This window comes from Sorangium sp. So ce185 (genome assembly GCF_051526825.1).
GTDB lineage: Bacteria > Myxococcota_A > Polyangia > Polyangiales > Polyangiaceae > Sorangium > Sorangium cellulosum_D.
Window position 1 is genome coordinate 4,641,879 of record NZ_CP150316.1, and the last position, 17,816, is coordinate 4,659,694.

Genomic DNA, 17,816 nt, shown 5'->3' on the forward strand with positions numbered 1-17,816 from the left:
GGCGGCGAGGGCGCGCGCGCTCGTCCGCGCGGGCGCCGCGCAGCCTGCCGCGTCACCACGCCCCGCTCGCCCCCAGCACCACGCCCTCGGGCCCCGCCGCGAGCACCCCGGCGCGGATCCGCCTTGACGTCGCGCCGGCGGTCGCCTCGCCCTGCGTCGGCTCGGTCAGGTAGAGCACCGCCGCCGCCCCGAGCCCGACCAGCCCCACGCCGAAGCCGATCGTGCTCACGAGCCCCGTGGCGCTCGCGCTCTCGGCGGCGTCGAGCCCGGTCTGGTCGCAGGCCGTCTCGTCGCTCGAGCCGATCCCGCTGCCGCAGTGCTTCTCGACGATGCTCTTCCGGCCCAGGGTGAGCGCGCCCGTGATCCCGCCGAGCACGAGCCCCGCCACGCCGACGCCGCCGGCCACGTACACGGCCGTCCGCCGGCCCGACGCGCCGCCCGCGGGGGCCGTCGCGGCGCCGTTCACCTGCAGCTCGACCCGCTTCTTCTCGCCCTGGGCGAGCTGGATCCGCGTCTCCCAGACCGACCCTCCCGGCGCCTGGGTCGACACGACGTGCTCCCCCGGCTCCACCGGGACGCTCGCGCCGAGCGCGGCGCTGTCCACGACGTCGCCGTCGCGCTTCACCACCGTCCCCGTCGGGGCGCCGGGCGGGAGGGCGAGCGAGAGCTCCGGCACGAGCGGGGCCAGCTTGTCGCGCTCCTGCCTGGCCACCTTCGGCCGGTCCCCTTGCCGGCTCTTCTGCTCCGGCGGCAGCTGCTCGTACTGCGCCAGGTACTCGCCGAAGTGCGCGGACGCGGCGGCGATGCGGCCCCACCGCGACTCGCAGGTCGCGAGCGTGAAGAGCGCCCCCAGCTTGGGCTCGAGCCGATGGCTCTCGGCGATCGCCTTGCAGCCCGCCTCGTACCGGCCCGCCTCCATGTCGGCGAGGCCTCGGTTGAAGAGGGCCTCCGCGGCCGCGCTGTCCTGCGCCGCGGCGGGCGCCGCGGCGGCGAGCGAGCAGAGGACGAGGGCGACAGGGGCAATCCGGCGCAGGCAACGTGTCATGGTCTGGCGCATCCACAGGGCGAGAGGTCGGACGGCGTGGGCGATGAGGGAGCCGGCATCGCGGTGGACATGGATCTCAATCCCGTCCGAGCAAGGGGACCTTGGGGCGCGTCGAGGTGCCCTTTCGCTCGCTCGGGGCCGGCCTCGGCGGCGCCTTCGGGGGAGCGCTCGCCGGCCTGCGCGCGGCCGGGCCCGCGCTGGCGCTCGGCGCGGACGCCGCGGCGTCGGGCTGCGCCGCCGAGGGGTCGGCCGCCGCGGCCGAGGGCTCGGCCGACGCCGAGGGGTCGGCCGCCGCGGCCGAGGGCTCCGTCGACGCCGAGGGCCCGGCGGTCGACGCCGCGCTCGGCGCGGGGGTGACGGCGGCGCCCGACGCGCCGGCGTCCTGCGCGGCGGCCTCCGGCGACGCGGCCACGTCCGGCTCGGCCCCGGTGCGCATCAGGAGCCAGCTCCCCGCGACGACCAGCACGCCGAGCCCGAGGACGGCCGCCGCTGCGACGAACGGCGCCCGGCCGGGCTTCGCAGGCGCGATCGGCCCTGCGGGGACGGAGGTCATCGAGGTCTCCATCATGGTCGCCGCGAGCGGCACGCCCGGCGCGCGGGCCGGGTGCTCCGGACCGAGCGGGGCGACGCTCGTCATCGCGGGCGTCATCAGCACGGGCGCGGTCATCCCGGGCGCCGGCATCCCGGGCGCGGTCGTCCCCGGCGCCGTCATCCCGGGCGCCGGCGTGGCGAGCGCCGGCATCCCGGGCGCGGTCGTCCCGGGCGACGGCGTGCCGAGCGCCGGCGTGGGGGCGCTCGCCAGGGACCAGGACGGAGCGCTCGGGTGGGGCACGGGTCCGCTGCTGGCCGCGGCCAAGCCGAGCACCTCGGAGAGCGCCTGCGCCGCCTCGCTCGCGGTGCGGAACCGCGCCGCCGGGTCGACGGCCGCGACCTTGGCGAACCACGCGTCGAAGCCCGGCGGCAGCACCACCCGATGCGCCATCGCGCGCTGCACCGGCGGCTCCTTCGGCCCGTGGACGACCACCAGCGCGAACGCGATCACGTCGCCGGCGCTGAGCGCCTCCGGGCTCCAGTACGGCGTCCCCACGAGCAGCGTGTACGCGATCAACCCGAGCGCGTAGATGTCGACGGCGCTCGTGAGCTTCGTGTCGACGCGGAACTGCTCGGGCGCCATGTAGATGGGCGTCCCGAGGCTCCGCGTGAGGCCGGCCGCGGTGCCGCCCTCGGCGAGCAGCTTCGCCACGCCGAAATCGAGGATCTTCATGCGGGGCGTCCCGTCGTCCCGGTGGGTCACGAACAGGTTCTCGGGCTTCAGATCCCGGTGGATGATGGCCGCGGCGTGGGTCCGGTCGAGGGCCGACGCCGTCTGCTGGAGGTACGTCGCGACCTCGCCGGGCGGCAGCCGACCGAGGCGCTTGAGGCGCTGGCCGAGCTCCTCGCCGCGGAGCAGCTCCATCACCAGGAACGGCATCCCCGTCGCGTCGTCGATGCCCGCGTCGAAGACGTCGACGATGTACTCGCTCTCGATGTCCGCGGTGATCTGCGCCTCGCGCTTGAAGCGGCTGCGCATCTCCTCGCTCTGGAAGAGGTACGCGTGCATCACCTTCAGCGCCCGGCGGCGGTTGGTCTCGAGGTGCACCGCCTCGTAGACGGACCCCATCGCGCCGACGGCGAGGAGGCGCACCACGCGATAGCGGTGCGCAAAGACCGTTCCGTCCGCGAGCGTGGCCGACACGGCGGGAGGGTCGCGCGCGGCGGCGGTCGCGTCAAGGATTCAGGGAGCGGCGCAGGGCGCAGCGCGCGCGCCGCGCAGCCCGGCGCTCGCGATGGCGGAGCGGGCCCATCACGGCGCGCGCGCGCACCGAAACCCGGTGCCCGCGAACTCCCCGCCGGGGCTGCGCTCCTCGAAGGCCGAGGTGAGCAACGTCTCCTCCTCGCTGCGCCAGCCCCCGCCCCAGATCATGTGGTTCGCGTCGGGGGTGAGGACGGTGCAGTCCTCGCACTCGAGCGGGATCTCCTCCGCGAACGAATCCAGCACCCACTCCCACACGTTTCCGCCCAGGTCCGCATGCCCCCACCGCCCGTCCCCGCGCGGCGACCTCGACCCGCCCGGCTGGAGGTCGGCGATCTCGCACGACCCGTCGAGGCCGCAGCCGTACACCGCGTAGCTCTCGTCGGGCTCCGCGGCGCTGTCCGCGGTCGACCAGGGGTACTGCCGCTGCTCGTCCCCGCCGGCCGCCGCGTAGCGCCGCTCCGCCGCCGTGGGCAGTCGGCCGCCGTCCCAGGCGCAGAACGCGAACGCCACGAACCAGCTCACGCACGTCACCGGCAGGAGCTCGCGGTCGCCGACCTCGTCGGTCCACGAGTAATAAGGATCTTCGCAGTGCGTCCACGCCATCAACGCGTCTCGATCGACTGGCATCTTGTCGTCCCATTCGGCGCGCCACCCGCTGTCCGGGATCTTCGGGTGCGCTCCCGCGCCCACGACCGGCCACGCCGCCGGGTACTCCGAGACGAACGCCCGGAACCTCCCCACCGTGACCTCGAATCGATCCAGCCGGAAGTCGCTCACCGTCGCCAGGCGCGGCTCGGCGTCGCCGCGATCGAACGTGCCTCCGGGCACCACCAGGCTCGCGCAGCAGCTCTCGTCCCCGCGCGGCCCGCAGATCGCGTCCATGTCGGCGCAGCTCCTCGGGACGCTGCCGCCGCCGCCCGAGGCCCCGCCGCCTCCTCCTCCGTCCGCGAGGTGGTACGGCTCGTCCACGCCCACGATCGCCGTGCAGCCTTCCATCGCGAGGCATGACGCCGTCCACATCGCCACCGCCGACCTGCTCATCTCCATCTTCTCTCTCCCTGCGGCAATCGCGCCGTCGGCACCGCTGGGCCCGCGTGGCGTGAGCGGCTGACCCCGGCGGCCGGGTGTTGGACCTTACCGCACCTCCGCGCGCGGCGAGGCGAGGCGCGCTGGACCCGAACGGCGTGGCGGAGGTCCGAGGGCTGCTGGTAAGCTCCGGCGCAGGCTCGATCTCCACGTGGTCCGGAGCGGCGAGCGGGCGTGAGGCAGGAGGAGCATGGGGGAGCGGAGGAGCGCACGCGCGACGCGCTCGTCTTGCCCCTGTGACTGCGGATTGCGGGCAAGGCGGGGATGCACATCACACAGTCGACTGCGCGCGGACACGAAGCCCTCGCCGAACGGCGGGCCGAGCCCATGGACGTGAACGGACCGGAGGGCGCTCGACCGGAGACCCTCCTGATCGTCGACGACGCGCCCGCCAACCTGGCTGTCATCCTCGCCCACCTGGAGGACCAGGGCTTCGAGATCGCGATCGCCCAGGATGGCGAGGAGGCCCTGGAGCGGGCGGAGCTCTTGCGGCCCGATCTGATCCTGCTCGACGTCGTGCTGGTGCCCGGGATCGACGGCTTCGAGACGTGCCGGCGCCTGAAGGCGTCCGCGAGCACCCGGGAGATCCCGGTGATCTTCATGACCGCCCTGGCGGACACCGCCGACAAGGTCGCGGGGTTCGAGGCCGGCGGGGTCGATTACGTCACCAAGCCGTTCCAGCTCGACGAGGTCGTCGCGCGCGTCAGGACGCACCTGGCCATGCACGCGATGCGCCGGAAGATCGCGGCGCAGAACGCGCAATTGCAGCGGGAGATCGCGATGCGCGAGCAGTTCGAGTCCGCCCTGCGGCTCGCCCACGGCGCCCTGGAGCAGCGCGTCGCCGAGCGCACGGTCGAGCTCGCTGCGGCGAACGCCACGCTCCGCGAGGAGAGCGCCGAGCGCAAGCGGGCCCTCGCGGCCCTGGGCGAGAGTCAGCACCTCCTCCGGGCCGTCATCGACAACTCGACGGCCGTCATCTACGTGAAGGACGCGGCGGGGCGATACGTGCTCATCAATCGCCACTTCGAGAGGCTCTTTCATGTGACCGAGGCGTCGGTCCTCGGCAGGACCGATGACGAGCTGTTCCCGCCCGCGCAGGCCAGCGCGTTCCGCGCCCACGACCGGCGGGTGCTCGACGCCCGGACGCCGCTCCAGGCCGAGGAGCTCGTGATGCAGGACGACGGCCTGCACACCTACATCTCCATCAAGTGCCCGCTGCGCGACGCGGCCGACGAGCCGTGGGCCGTCTGCGGCATCTCGACCGACATCACCGAGCGCAAGCGGGCGGAGGAGGAGCGAGAGGCGCTCCTCGCCCGCGAGCAGGCCGCGCGCGAGAAGGCCGAGGCCGCCGACCGCCTGAAGGACGAGTTCCTCGCCACGCTCAGCCACGAGCTGCGCACGCCGCTCACCTCCATCGTCGGCTGGGCGCAGCTGCTCTGCACGGGCACGCTGGACGCGGGCACGATGCGGCGCGCCTTCGAGTCCATCGAGCGCAACAGCCTGGCCGAGCTGCAGATCGTCGAGGATCTGCTCGACGTCTCCGCCATCGTGAGCGGCAAGATGACCCTGAAGGCGCAGCCGGTCTGCCTGGCCTCGGTCCTCCGCGCCGCGCTCGACGCGCTGACGCTGGCCGCCGACGCCAAGGGCGTCAGCGTCTCCCTGTCGCTGAATCCGGAGGTCGGCGAGGTCTGGGGAGACGGCGGTCGCCTGCAGCAGGTCGTCTGGAACCTGCTCGGCAACGCCGTCAAGTTCACGCCGCCTGGCGGACACGTCGCCGTGTCGCTGGACAAGGTCGGCGCCACGGCCCAGATCCACGTCAGCGACACGGGCGAGGGGATCAGCGCGGAGTTTTTGCCCCTCGTCTTCGAGCGTTTTCGCCAGGCCGACAGCTCGATCCAGCGCCGGCGCGGCGGGCTCGGCCTCGGCCTCTCCATCGTGCGGCACCTCGTCGAGCTGCACGGCGGCGCGGTCCGCGCCGAGAGCGGCGGTCCGGGCCAGGGCGCGACGTTCACCGTCGAGCTGCCGCTCCTGCCGTCGGTCGAGGCGCCCGCTGCCCCGCGCGCCGCGCTCGCGCCCCGGGGCCGCGGCGCGGGCCCCCCGCCGGTCCTCGCCGGGCTGCGCGTCCTCGTGATCGACGACGCGCCGGACATGCGGGAGCTGATGGCGCACCTCCTCTCGGGGGCGGGCGCCGAGGTCCGCGTCGCCGGGTTGGCGCTGGAGGGCTTCGAGCTCGTCGAGCCGTGGCGGCCGGACGTCATCGTGAGCGACATCGGCCTGCCCGGCGAGGACGGCCACGCGCTGATCCGCCGCGTCCGGGCGCTGCCGGCCGAGCGCGGCGGCGCGACGCCCGCGATCGCGCTCACCGCGTATGCCGGCCAGAGCGCGCGCGATCGGACGCTCTCCGCGGGATACCAGATGCACATCCCCAAGCCGGTCGATCCCGCCGCGCTCGTCGAGGTGATCGCCCGCCTGGCCCACCCCGGCGGGCCCGATCTCTCCCGCACGTAGCGCGTGGCCTCGGCGCCGAGGCGTCGCCGACCGGATCAGCGCATGGGCTCGCGAGGTGAGCGCGTGTCCTCCGATGGGCCCCAATGGGCGAGCCTGGCGCAGATCGCGGGGTGTCGTGGCCTCCGAGATCGGCGTCTCTAGCCCTTCCTGGCGCTTTCGTGCAAGATGAGGCCCCTTACACGAGTCCGCGAAAGCCGCTCCGCGCTCGCTGCGACCGGGCGTCTCCTCGGGGCTTTGCGGGCGGAGACTCCTGAGCTGCTCTCGGCTTCGGGGCGAGCGGAAGGGCGATTGATCGATGCAAGACGACCTGAGCCGGGAGACCGAGGAGAAGCCCGTCACTGTCAAGAGCGTCGGGACCACCCATACCCTCGAGCTCAACCTGGGGCGTTTCCGGTGGGAGTGCGACCGGGGGATGCTGTTCACCCACGGTCTGCCGTCGGTGCTCTTCTGGCTCAACCCGTCGCTCTATCGCATGCTGGAGCCGCTCGTCCACGAGGTCGGCGTCCCGCTCTTCCGCCTCATGGTGGCTCAGCACTCGAGCCTGGGCACGGCCGAGGACTACGACACGATGGTCACCGCGCTGGGCAAGACCTTCGAGGAGGGGTTCCTCGCCTGGGGGAGCGCGGTGGGCATGGGCGGGTGGGGCCGGTTCGAGCTCCCTGTGTTCGACAAGGAGTCTCGGCGCGCCGTGGTGGTCGTGCGGAATCCCTGGGAGCTCGAGATGCAGCGCGGCTCGACGGTGCGCTGGGGTTGCCCGTTCCTCCAGGGGAAGATCATCGGAATCCTCTCTCTCGCCCTCGGGGTCAACTGCTGGGCGGATGAGCTCCTGAGCGCGCCGGACGAGGCCGAGGCCTCCGTCGAGTTCCGCGTCTATCCTTCGGACAGGACGCTCGACGCGGAGATGACGCGGCTGCGCCTCGCGCACCACGAGGAGGCGAAGCGGAAGCTCGAGGAGCGGACGCTGGAGCTCCGGCAGAGCGAGGCGCAGCAGCGGGCGATCCTCGCCTCGCTCAGCGAGGTCGTCTTCACGCTCGACGAGGGGGGCCGGCTCACGAGCTATCATGTGCCGAAGGAGATGAGCGCCTTCCACGAGGCGCCCGAGCGCGCGATCGGCCGGCACGTGCGCGACGCGATGCCGCAGCGGATCGCCGCCGTGCTCCTCGGCGCGATCGCGGATCTCGCTCTGGATGGGGCGCCGCGCGCGGTGAGCTACGCCCGGGAGCACGGGGGAGAGGAGCGGTTCTTCAGCGCCAAGCTCTCGATCCTGCGGGATCCTGTCTCGGGCCGCGGCGGGGTGACCGTGGTCGAGCGCGACGTGACCGACCGCGTGCGCGCCGAGCAGGCGCTCACGGAGCGGCTCAACGTGATCGAGCGGCAGCAGGAGATGATCCAGGTCCTGTCCACGCCGATCATCCAGGTGTGGGACGGGGTGCTGGCGCTGCCGCTCGTCGGCGTGATCGACAGCCGCCGAGCGGCGTCGATCACCGAGAGCCTGCTGCGGGAGATCGTGAGCACGCAGGCGCGCGTGGCGATCCTCGATCTGACGGGCGTCGACGTCGTGGACTCGGCGATCGCCGATCACTTCCTGCGCATCGTGCGCGCGGTCGAGCTGCTGGGCACGACGTGCCTGATCTCGGGGATCCGGCCCGCGGTGGCGCAGACGATGACGCAGCTCGGGACCGGGATCGAGAAGGCGCGGACGTTCGGCACCATGCGGGCCGCGCTGATGTCCGTGACGCGCCGGCGGAGGGCCTGAGCGGAGCTCGGGAGGCGTCGTCGGGCGGCGGCGGGCCTCTTGCGCTCGTGACGCGCCGCATTCATCCGGTCCGTCCGCGCGCCGCGCGGCGACCGAGCGAGCGCCTCGTTCGTGCCGCCGAGCGCCGGCGGCGCTCCTGCTCTGTCCGCCGTGGCCGAGATGCGCCGTGAGCGAGCGGCCCGGACGGGATCGCGAAGCGCCCTGGCCGAGCCAGGGCTGGTTGCGCGAGGTCGGTGGGCGGATACCATCGCTCGCCGACGATGGCTGTTCTGACGCTCGAGCAAGCGGCGGTCCCGCTCCGGCAGGCGTACCGGGAAGGGCGCCTCATCCCTTTTCTCGGCGCAGGCTTCTCCGCCCCGCTCCAGCTGCCGATGTGGAGGGAGCTGATGGGGTGGATGGGCCAGGCGCTCGGCTTCGAGCCTGCGCTCTTCGAGCTGCACGGCCTGCCCCCTCAGCTCGCCGGCTTCTTCGCCCGGGAGTGCGACGGCGGGCTCGACAGCTTCATCGCCGAGATGCGCGCGCGCTTCCACGCGCGCGAGGTCAACGAGCGCCGCAGGAGCTCGTGCCAGCACAAGGCGCTGGCGCGCCGTCATTTCCGGACCATCTACACGACCAACTTCGAGCATCACATCGAGGAGGCGCTCCGCGACGCGGGCAAGGAGGCCGTGGCGCTCTCCACGTTCGACGACTTCGCGCGTTGCCCGGCCCAGGGGGCGTGCCATGTCATCAAGTTTCATGGCGACCTCAACTGGCCCGAGACCGTGGTGCTGACCGAGGCCCAGTATTTCGGCCGCCTCCGGCTCGAGGCCGCGCCCGATCAGCGCCTGCGGGCCGATCTGCTCAGCAACACCTTTCTCTTCCTCGGCTACAGCTTCAGCGACGTGGACATCCGTTACATCTGGTATCGCATGGAGCAGATGCGCCTCGAGGGCAGCTCGCCCGGGGCGAAGCGCGCGTTGAACCGCCGCGGCTACTGGGCGACCTTCGGCGCCGGGCTCGTCCAGCCGGCGCTGCTCGAGGACTGGCACATCGACGTGATCGAGCTCGACCCGAACGACAAGACGAAGAGCGTGGTGGACCTGCTCGACGCGCTGGATGGATGAGGGCCGACGATCATGGTCTATTTCGTCTCCTCGAACGAGGACACGCTCGAGGACATGATCCACGCATGGAAGGACGGCCCGACGCCGCTCCGGGTCCTCAGGCTCGACGTGCCCGAGGTGCTCTCCTCGGATCTCGACGTCGTCGTGCGGGAGAAGGCGCTCGCCGCCTTCCGGCTGGCGCTCGTGCCGCTCTTCGTGGAGCACGGCGGGCTGTTCATCGAGCACCTGAACGGCTTTCCGGGGCCGCTCGTGAAGCCGTTCTGGGAGCGGCTGCAAGACCGGATATGCTCCATCATCCCCCCGGGCATGTCGCGCGCCGCGCGGGTCGTCCAGAAGGTGTGTTACTGCGACGGCCGGACGCTCCGCATCTACACGGGCAGCGTCCTCGGGGAGATCGCCTGTGAGCGGCGGGGCGACGGGGGGATCCACTGGGAGCCGATGTTCATCCCGGCCGGGCACGCGCGGACGCTCGGGCAGATGCACCGCGACGAGCGCCTCCGCTGCTCGGCGCGCACCGAGGCCCTGCGGGCGTTCCGGAGCGACATCGGCCTGTGATCGGCGCCGCGCGGCGCGGCCCGCGCGCCCGGGGCGACGCGCGCCGCCCGATGGCGCTTGACTTTCGGATCGCCCTGGAGTTCCTAACCGTCCACGACCGCGGCAAAGGGGCAAGCGCCTGGAGTCCGGCGTCCGCTCCCTGCGTCGGAGGTTGTCCTCATTACGCGGAGAAGATCCATGGAATTCAGGCTGCTGGGCGGGTCAGGGTTCAAGGTGCCCGTGCTGAGTCTAGGGACGGGCACGTTCGGCGGAGGCAACGAGTTCTTCCGGAGCTGGGGCGCGACCGACGTGGCCGAGGCGACCCGGCTGGTCGACGTCTCGCTCGAGGCCGGGATGAACATGTTCGATTCGGCCGATATCTACTCCAACGGGCTGGCGGAGGAGATCCTCGGCCAGGCGATCAAGGGCCGGCGCGATCGGGTCATCATCTCCACGAAGGCGACCTTTCGCTTCGGCCCGGGTCCCAACGACGTCGGCTCCTCGCGGCACCACCTGCTCCGGTCGGTCGAGGGCAGCTTGCGCCGGCTGCAGACGGATTACATCGACCTCTTTCAGCTGCACGGCTTCGACGCGCTCACGCCGGTCGAGGAGACGCTGGGTACGCTCGACGACCTCGTGCGGGCGGGGAAGATCCGGTACCTGGGCTGCTCGAACTTCTCCGGCTGGCACCTGATGAAGTCGCTCGCGGTGTCGGAGAAATACGGCCTCTCTCGGTACGTGGCGCATCAGGCGTACTATTCGCTCGTCGGGCGTGACTACGAGTGGGAGCTGATGCCGCTCGCGCTCGACCAGAAGGTCGGCGCGGTGGTCTGGAGCCCGCTCGGCTGGGGGCGCCTCACCGGCAAGATCCGGCGCGGACAGCCGTTGCCGGAGGTCAGCCGGCTCCGGAACAAGCTGGCTGCCGAGGGCGGGCCGCAGGTCGATGAGGAGTACCTCTATCGGGTGGTCGACGCGCTCGACGAGGTGGCGAAGGAGACGGGCAAGACCGTCCCGCAGGTCGCGATCAACTGGCTGCTCCAGCGGCCGAGCGTCGCCAACGTGATCATCGGCGCGCGCAACGAGGAGCAGCTTCGGCAGAACCTTGGGGCCGTCGGGTGGACCCTGACGCCGGCGCAGATCGCGAGGCTGGACGCCGCGAGCAAGACGCCGCTCGCGTACCCCTACTTCCACCAGACCGGGTTCGCCGAGCGAAACCCGTTCCCCGTCGCGGTCTGACCGTCTGCGCTGGCGGCCGGCGCGAAGGCGTGCACAATCCGCGGCCGTGCTCATCCTCAGCGACTTCGACGGAACCATCACCTGCGCCGACCTGACGAACGAAGTCTGGGACGCCCACCTCCGTTATGACTGGCGGAAGGAGCTGCTCACGCTGTCGGCCAGCGGCCAGATCACGCCGCTCGAGCTCCTCCGGCGCGGCTATGCCGATGTGGATCGCCCGGCGGACGAGCTCCTGGCCTTGCTCCGCCCCCACGCCGGGCTTCGTCCGGGCTTCGAGGAGCTGCTCGCGCTGTGCGCCCGCCGGGGGTGGGTGTTTCACGTGGTCAGCCACGGGCTGCCGTTCTACATCCGCGAGTTCCTGCCGCCGGGCACCGCGTTTTCTTGCTTCGATGCCGTCTTCGACGGCCGCTGGCGCGTGACCGTGCCAGAGGCGGTGCGGCTCGGCCCCGGCGACGATTTCAAGATCCGCGTCCTCGATCAGCTGAAGGCCGCGACCGGCGAGGCGGCCACCGTCTACATCGGCGACGGTCGGCTGGACTATCCCGCGGCGCGGTGCTGCGACCGTGTGTTCGCGGTGCGGGGCAGCGCCCTCGACGTGCTCTGCGCGCGCGACGGGGTGCCGTGCACGCCGTTCGACAGCTTCACCGAGGTCTGCGCGGCGCTCGACCTCGGCGACGAGCGCCCCGCGGGCGCCGCCCGAGCCGGAGAGCGAGCTCCCGGACGCGGCTGACGCGAGCTCTCCTCGGCCCTCGGGCGACGCCCTCGCCGGGGCTCGAAGGTCCTGATACGGAGGAGAGGGGGGCACCGCCGCGCCGCGCCGGTCAGGCGTGCCAGACGGCGTTGCGGCAAAGCGACCTCCCGGGGTGACGTCACCGTCCGGCGACGGTTTCTTGCTCGAGCAGCGCCGCGGACGATCGATTGATCGGCGGCGGCCCGTGAGCCACGCATCGCGACACGAGCCGGGAACACCGCGGGAACACTGCGGGACGAGGCGGGACAACGCGGGAGCAGCGGCGGTGAACGGCCAGGGCGTCTGAATTGAGCTCAGGGCCCGTGCCGCATGGCGCGTATGCCGACTGGGTGCTAGGTTGCAGATTTTACGGGCTGTCCGTTCGCAACCCGCGCGCAATCCTCGCGCAAACACGTGCAAATCGCGCAAACCGTGCGCGCTTTGGCGACCCAGATCGTTTGAGACAGCGTCCATCAGCGACAGTGTACAGTGTGTTTGTATAAAGGGTGTGATTGACGAATAGCTTGACTTTCGAATCCCATTAGTTAGTTCCTATCCGCTTATCTCGTGCATGTGAAAGCAACGTAGGAGGCGCTCGTTCGTCTTGTCCGCTGCTTGTCAGTGATTGCTCTGCAACCCGTCTGATCGCCTGATCGTTCGGGGCAGCATTTTGTGCTGACAGCCGCTCGCCGCGCATCGCCATGCGAGGCGGCATGCGGCCCAGGGTGAGCGTGGCGCACGTGACCTGCAAACAGCGGTCCTTGCGAGGGGGCCAGCAGAAGGAGATCGGCATGATCAGGCGAATGACCGGCGTGGCATTCCTGCTCTCTGCTGCCGCGTGCAGCGTGGCCCAGGATGATCAGGGGTTGGCAGAGCAGACCGCGGCGAAGGAGACCGCGGTCGAGATCAGCGGCCTCGATGTGGCGTACATCCGCGTGGACGATCGCGGGATGTCCCACGTCACCGCATGGGACGAGAAGGCGGGTTACGGCGGCCTTTGCTATGCAATGGCGCGCGACCGGCTCTTCCAGATGGACGTGCTGCGCCGGAGCGCAGAGGGGCGCCTCGCGGAGATCTACGGACCCGGCGACGACGACGCCATCCTCGGCCAGGATCTCCTCGCCCGCGCGCAGAACCTTCGCGCGTTCGCGGCGGCGCGCTACGCAGCGGCGGCCTCGCGGACGAAGCGCGCGCTGCAGGGCTGCGCCGCTGGCGTGAACAAGTACATCTCCGAAGCCAAGGCGTCGAGCGGCGGCCTGCCGCTCGAGTTCCAGACCCTCGGTTACCAGCCGGATCCCTGGACGCCCGAGGACAGCGTCCTCGCCTACATTTACGTGGGTGTCACCTTCGACACCCTGACGTGGTTCACCAAGCTCGAGCGCGCGGCCGTCGCCTCGATCGCGGGGACGGAGGTCGCGACGACGCTGATCAAGGAGGCTCCGAACGAGGTGTCGATGTTCGACGCGCAGGGCAACCTGAACCCGATCTCGAATTTCCTCGTGCCGCCTGGCCCGACCACGCCGTCTGCGACCATCGTGAACCCGCCCCCGCCGACGTGCCTGGAGGGGGCGCGTCGGCTCACGGAGCAGCTCCGGCAGATGACGCCTGTGAGCGGGCGCGCGAGCAATGCGTGGGCGGTGGACGGGCACCTCACCTCGACCGGGAAGCCCCTCCTCGCGACCGATCCGCACTTCCCCCACGCGACCCCGTCCGCCGTCTACCTGGCCCAGCTCAAGGTGAACGGGCAGTACAACGTGGCAGGCTGGATGGTGCCCGGGTTCCCCGGGTTCATCAGCGGTCACACCGAGAGCATCGCCTGGGTGCCGACGTTCTCGCTCTTCGACAGCGTCGATCTGTACGTGGAGACGCTCCGCCCGGCGAGCGGAGGAAAGCAGGAGGTGCTCATCAACGGCCAGTGGAAGCCGGTCACCAAGCGCGTGGAGACCATCCGTGTGAAGGGGCAGCCGGATGTGCAGCGGACGTTCCGCTCGACGCCGCACGGGCCGATCCTCAACGATGGTCTGGACGGGCTGGAGGCGTTCGGGACCCTCGCGCTCAAGTCGACCGCGGGCCAGCCCGAGTGGAAGGTCGACGGCTACTTCGAGATGCCGGCGGCGCAGACCTTCCCGCAGTTCAAGGCGGCGGCGCTGAAGCAGAGCATCGGCTGGAACTTCATCTTCGCCGACTACGCGGGCACGCACGGCCACATCGGCTACCAGAACTCGGGGCTCGCGCCGCAGCGCCAAAGCCCGCTGAACGCGCTCTATCCGGTGCCGGGGACGGGCGGGCACGAGTGGACCGGGTACGCCACGAACGCCGAGCTGCCCTCGGTCTACGATCCGCCGTCGCATATCCTCGTGACGGCGAACAACCGGATGGTGCCGCGGGACTACGCGCCGCAGGGGCGGCCGGTGCACCTCGCGAACTACTGGGACATGCCGTGGCGCGCGCAGCGGATCATGACCCGTCTGACGACGGCGACGCAGCCGCTCACGCCGCAGGACATGGCGTCGATCCAGCTGGACACGCAGACCACGATCGGGTTGCCGCTGCGCGACAGCTACCTGGCTGCGCTCGGGCGCGTCGGGCTGCCCGCAGACGATCCGAGCGCCGTCGCGGCGGTGGAGGCCCTGCAGCAGTGGGACGGGAACGCGGCGGCGAGCAGCCGCGGCGCGGCCGTCTACGAGATGCTGACCTTGATCCTGCTGCGCAACACCGTGACGGACGTGATCGGCCCCGACGAATATGCGCTCTTCGCGCCCAACGTGTTCCTCACGAACCAGCTCAACGGCTTGATGGACGTGCTCGAGAACCCGCGCGCGCCGTATTTCGGCATCAGCGAGGGCGTGGATCCCGGGGTCGCGCGGGACGAGGCCGTGCGCCGGGCGCTGGGCGAGGCGGACGCGATGCTCCGCGGGGCGCTGGGGCCGGACGTGAGCGCGTGGACCTGGGGCGGGATCCACGAGCTGACCTACAACCACCCGCTTGCGGGCGAGGACGCGCGCTTCGATATCGGCACCTTCCCGGCGACCGGCGATGTGGAGACGGTGAACATCGGCGGCTGGTTCGCGAAGGTCGGTATCCTGGCGCTTCCGCCCGGCGAGTTCGAGGCCGCAGGCGGGGTGCGGGGCGCGCTCGACCAGGACTCGCTCAGCGCGACGCGGCTGGTCTGGAACCTCGCCCCGCTCGACGGCTCGCTCGGGGTGATGAGCACCGGTATCAGCGGGGATCCGCGGACGTGCCATTACGCGGATCATGCCGAGGCGTGGAGGTCGGGTCAGATCTTCCCGATGCCGTTCACGTCCGCAGCGATCCCTTGAGTGGACCGCCGCTGGCGGGCGACCCGACGGTGATTGGCCCATCCTGATAGCGACGCCCTACCTGCCGCCGGCCGACCTGCCGCCCAACCCGGGTCGGTGACCCCGACCCGGGTCGGTGACCTCCGGTCGGTGACCTCAACCTGGGTCGGTGACCTCAACCCGGGTCGGTGGCCCCAACCTGGGTCGGTGACCCACGACCGACGGACCTCGGTCGCCCTACCGGCCACCGAACCCGGGTGAGGCCCCCGCCGGTCAGGGCGCCAGGCCCTGCTTGACGTGGCCCGCCGCCGTACCAGACGACGTAGCGATGGCGGCGATCAGCGACCGACCCACGGCACTCCAACGACCCACGCGGGTATTGGGCGTGATCCGCATAACACTTTCTACGTTCCCGCCTTATCGCCATCAGGGAATCCAGGAGGCCCGCCACGCCGTCCTCCACCCGTCGGCTGCGCGCACCGAGGTTCGTCGTGAGCTCCCTCTCCTGGCGCGAGCCGGATGCGCCATGCCGTTCCCGCTCCGCCTCGCCGCGCGGCGCGCCCGCTGGACAGGTCGAGCGCGCTGCGGTGGCGCCCCTCCGCCCTACATTCCCCGCCTCGCCGGCGCAGCGCGCCCCTCCGACCTCGCTTGCGCGACGACACGGTGCAACGGTGGAGCCGGCGGTCGGCGTGCGCGTCGGCCGGCGTTCGGCGGCGCGCGCAGCGCGCGCAGCTCGCCGCTCCCATGCCTGCTGCTCGGCGGGAACGGTCGGTTCATGGATGGAAACGAGGAAACAGGAGACATCACATGACAGAAGCGACACTGGGAGCCGGGGACATCAACGTGAAGGCCTGCGGTATCACCGACCTCGGGCGGGTCCGTAAGAACAACGAGGACACGCTCCTCATCGCCCACCTCACCTCCGCCGCCAAGACCGCGCCGCCTGCCCATGAGGTCACCTTCGAAGCCTCCTATCCGGTCCTGCTCGCCGTCTCCGACGGCATGGGCGGCGCGGCGGCCGGCGAGGTCGCGAGCGCCCTGGTCGTGGAGGCGCTCCGACGGGCGATGGCCTCGGCGCGCGGCAACTGGGACGACGCGACCCTCCAGGCCGTACAGCGCGCCAACCGCGAGGTGTGGCAAGCCGCGCAGCAGCCGGGCCGCCATGGCATGGGCGCGACGCTCACCGCGATCTGCGTGCACGGGACCGAAGCGCACGTCGCCGAGGTGGGGGACTCGCGCGCCTACCTGATCCGCAACGGGCAGATCCTCCAGATCACGCACGACCAGAGCTTCGTGCAGGCGCTCATCGACGCCGGCATGATCCAACCCGAGGAGGCCGAGCAGCACCCGATGCGGAGCATGCTGCTCCAGGCGATGGGCCTCGATCCCGACGTGAAGGCCAGCGTCGCGCGGCTCGATCTGCGGCGCGACGATCGCCTCCTGCTCTGCTCCGACGGGCTCTCGAACAAGCTCTCGGCGGAGGACATGCTCGCCGTGATCGAGCGGGGTCCCTCGATCGAGGCCGCGTGCGAGCGGCTCGTCGCCCTCGCGAACGATCGCGGCGGCGAGGACAACATCACCGCCATCGTCGCCGAGCTGCACGGAGGAGGGCTCACGCCGCCGAGGAGAGGCGAGAAGCCGACCCAGACGCTCCACACGGTCACCGAGTTCGACCCGAGAAAGAAGGCCTGACGCCGAGCCACGTCGGCTCCGCGAGCTCCCAGCGCCCGAGCCCCGCCCGAGCCCCGGTGCGCCCGCGCGCCGCGAGGTGACGTCAGGCGCCTCTCCGCGCCGAGCCTCCGTCGCCGCCGCGCGCGGCGGCCGCCCGAGAGCTCGCGCGCGCGCGCTCGGCCGTGGTACGGCGCGCGGCAGGCAGGAGAGCGCGCATGGTCCCAGGGAGCTTCCGCGGCGTGGCCTTCGATCTGGACGGGACCCTGCTGCGGTCCGATCATTCGATCTCGCCGGAGATGCGGTCGCTGTGCTCGGCGCTCACCGGGCGGGGGCTCCTGGTGACGCTGATCAGCTCGCGCCCCCCTCGCTCCGTGGAGCAGATCGCCGCCAGCCTGGGGCTCTCGGGCCCGTGGGCGGCGCTGAACGGCGCCTTCGTCGTCGGCTCCGGCGGGGAGAGCCTCGGCCGCTCACCCCTGCCGGAAGCCACCGTCGAGCACATCCTGGCGCGCTATGGACGCGACGAGCGGATCAGCCTGAACCTCTACACCGGCTTCGACTGGATCGTTCAGGCCGCGGACCGGCGCGTCAGGGCCGAGGCCGACATCGTGGGCTTCGCGCCCATCATCGACGTCGGCTTCGCGAGCCGCCCCGCGACCGAGAAGCTCCTGATGATCACCGACGAAGGGAGCCGCGAGAACGCTCGGCTGGCCGAGGAGCTCGCGGCGCTCGACGACGGCATCACGGTCGCGCGCTCGAAGGACAACTACATCGAGATCACGCGCCGCGAGATCGACAAGGGGCGCGCGCTCGCGCTCATCGCCGCCAGCCGAGGGCTGTCCGCGCGCGAGATGGTCGCAGCCGGCGACGGCGAGAACGACATTCCCATGCTGAAGGCCTGCGGTCTTCCGATCGCGATGGGCCACGGCCCGGAACCGCTCAAGCAGGCGGCGGCGCTGATCGTCGGCAGCAACGACGACGGCTCCCTCACCGACGCGATCGGCCGCATCTTCGGGGCGGCTCCGGCGCGCTAGCTCGCGCGGCGCGCGTGCGTTC

Annotated in this window: 12 protein-coding genes; 9 read left to right on the forward strand and 3 right to left on the reverse strand. The window is 71.6% G+C overall.

What is annotated here, in order from left to right; translation table 11 throughout:
- Nucleotides 1–52: 52 nt before the first annotated feature.
- The 3 genes from WMF26_RS17125 to WMF26_RS17135 form a co-directional block, all read right to left on the reverse strand.
- Nucleotides 53–1,045 (reverse strand): hypothetical protein, encoded by a 993-nt coding sequence (locus WMF26_RS17125; RefSeq protein ID WP_438001199.1) that lies wholly within the window; start codon nucleotides 1,043–1,045, stop codon nucleotides 53–55.
- A gap of 76 nt (nucleotides 1,046–1,121) precedes the next feature.
- Nucleotides 1,122–2,780 (reverse strand): protein kinase domain-containing protein, encoded by a 1,659-nt coding sequence (locus WMF26_RS17130; RefSeq protein WP_438001200.1) that lies wholly within the window; start codon nucleotides 2,778–2,780, stop codon nucleotides 1,122–1,124.
- Nucleotides 2,781–2,888: 108 nt separating this feature from the next.
- Entirely contained in the window at nucleotides 2,889–3,881 is a 993-nt protein-coding gene (locus WMF26_RS17135; protein WP_438001201.1) for a formylglycine-generating enzyme family protein, read from the reverse strand.
- Between the two features lie 372 nt (nucleotides 3,882–4,253).
- Between WMF26_RS17135 and WMF26_RS17140 the strand changes: the two genes are divergently transcribed.
- The 9 genes from WMF26_RS17140 to WMF26_RS17180 all read left to right on the forward strand — a co-directional run bounded on the left by WMF26_RS17140 (nucleotide 4,254) and on the right by WMF26_RS17180 (nucleotide 17,794).
- Nucleotides 4,254–6,434, forward strand: a complete 2,181-nt coding sequence (locus WMF26_RS17140) for a response regulator (RefSeq protein WP_438001202.1) — start codon at nucleotides 4,254–4,256, stop codon at nucleotides 6,432–6,434.
- 295 nt (nucleotides 6,435–6,729) lie between these two features.
- Nucleotides 6,730–8,190, forward strand: a complete 1,461-nt coding sequence (locus WMF26_RS17145) for an STAS domain-containing protein (RefSeq protein WP_438001203.1) — start codon at nucleotides 6,730–6,732, stop codon at nucleotides 8,188–8,190.
- Nucleotides 8,191–8,450: 260 nt separating this feature from the next.
- Nucleotides 8,451–9,293, forward strand: a complete 843-nt coding sequence (locus WMF26_RS17150; protein WP_061625621.1) for an SIR2 family NAD-dependent protein deacylase — start codon at nucleotides 8,451–8,453, stop codon at nucleotides 9,291–9,293.
- 12 nt (nucleotides 9,294–9,305) lie between these two features.
- Nucleotides 9,306–9,848, forward strand: a complete 543-nt coding sequence (locus WMF26_RS17155) for a non-canonical purine NTP pyrophosphatase (protein WP_438001204.1) — start codon at nucleotides 9,306–9,308, stop codon at nucleotides 9,846–9,848.
- A 177-nt stretch (nucleotides 9,849–10,025) separates the two neighbouring features.
- A complete protein-coding gene (locus WMF26_RS17160; RefSeq protein ID WP_438001205.1) occupies nucleotides 10,026–11,063 on the forward strand; it encodes an aldo/keto reductase in 1,038 nt (345 codons plus the stop codon).
- A gap of 46 nt (nucleotides 11,064–11,109) precedes the next feature.
- Entirely contained in the window at nucleotides 11,110–11,793 is a 684-nt protein-coding gene (locus WMF26_RS17165) for an HAD-IB family phosphatase (protein ID WP_437338095.1), read from the forward strand.
- A gap of 791 nt (nucleotides 11,794–12,584) precedes the next feature.
- Nucleotides 12,585–15,113 (forward strand): penicillin acylase family protein, encoded by a 2,529-nt coding sequence (locus tag WMF26_RS17170; RefSeq protein WP_438001206.1) that lies wholly within the window; start codon nucleotides 12,585–12,587, stop codon nucleotides 15,111–15,113.
- Nucleotides 15,114–15,899: 786 nt separating this feature from the next.
- Nucleotides 15,900–16,784 carry a PP2C family protein-serine/threonine phosphatase gene (locus WMF26_RS17175; RefSeq protein ID WP_438001207.1) on the forward strand — a complete coding sequence of 295 codons (885 nt, stop codon included), beginning with the start codon at nucleotides 15,900–15,902 and terminating at the stop codon, nucleotides 16,782–16,784.
- A 194-nt stretch (nucleotides 16,785–16,978) separates the two neighbouring features.
- Nucleotides 16,979–17,794, forward strand: a complete 816-nt coding sequence (locus WMF26_RS17180; RefSeq protein WP_438001208.1) for a Cof-type HAD-IIB family hydrolase — start codon at nucleotides 16,979–16,981, stop codon at nucleotides 17,792–17,794.
- Nucleotides 17,795–17,816 lie beyond the last annotated feature (22 nt).

Excerpts from the sequence above, each read along its gene's own strand:
- WMF26_RS17125 (WP_438001199.1), bottom strand. The coding sequence starts at position 1,045 with ATGACACGTTGCCTGCGCCGGATTGCCCCTGTCGCCCTCGTCCTCTGC.
- WMF26_RS17135 (WP_438001201.1), bottom strand. The coding sequence starts at position 3,881 with ATGAGCAGGTCGGCGGTGGCGATGTGGACGGCGTCATGCCTCGCGATG.
- WMF26_RS17140 (WP_438001202.1), top strand. The coding sequence starts at position 4,254 with ATGGACGTGAACGGACCGGAGGGCGCTCGACCGGAGACCCTCCTGATC.
- WMF26_RS17145 (WP_438001203.1), top strand. The coding sequence starts at position 6,730 with ATGCAAGACGACCTGAGCCGGGAGACCGAGGAGAAGCCCGTCACTGTC.
- WMF26_RS17150 (WP_061625621.1), top strand. The coding sequence starts at position 8,451 with ATGGCTGTTCTGACGCTCGAGCAAGCGGCGGTCCCGCTCCGGCAGGCG.
- WMF26_RS17155 (WP_438001204.1), top strand. The coding sequence starts at position 9,306 with ATGGTCTATTTCGTCTCCTCGAACGAGGACACGCTCGAGGACATGATC.
- WMF26_RS17160 (WP_438001205.1), top strand. The coding sequence starts at position 10,026 with ATGGAATTCAGGCTGCTGGGCGGGTCAGGGTTCAAGGTGCCCGTGCTG.
- WMF26_RS17170 (WP_438001206.1), top strand. The coding sequence starts at position 12,585 with ATGATCAGGCGAATGACCGGCGTGGCATTCCTGCTCTCTGCTGCCGCG.
- WMF26_RS17175 (WP_438001207.1), top strand. The coding sequence starts at position 15,900 with ATGACAGAAGCGACACTGGGAGCCGGGGACATCAACGTGAAGGCCTGC.
- WMF26_RS17180 (WP_438001208.1), top strand. The coding sequence starts at position 16,979 with ATGGTCCCAGGGAGCTTCCGCGGCGTGGCCTTCGATCTGGACGGGACC.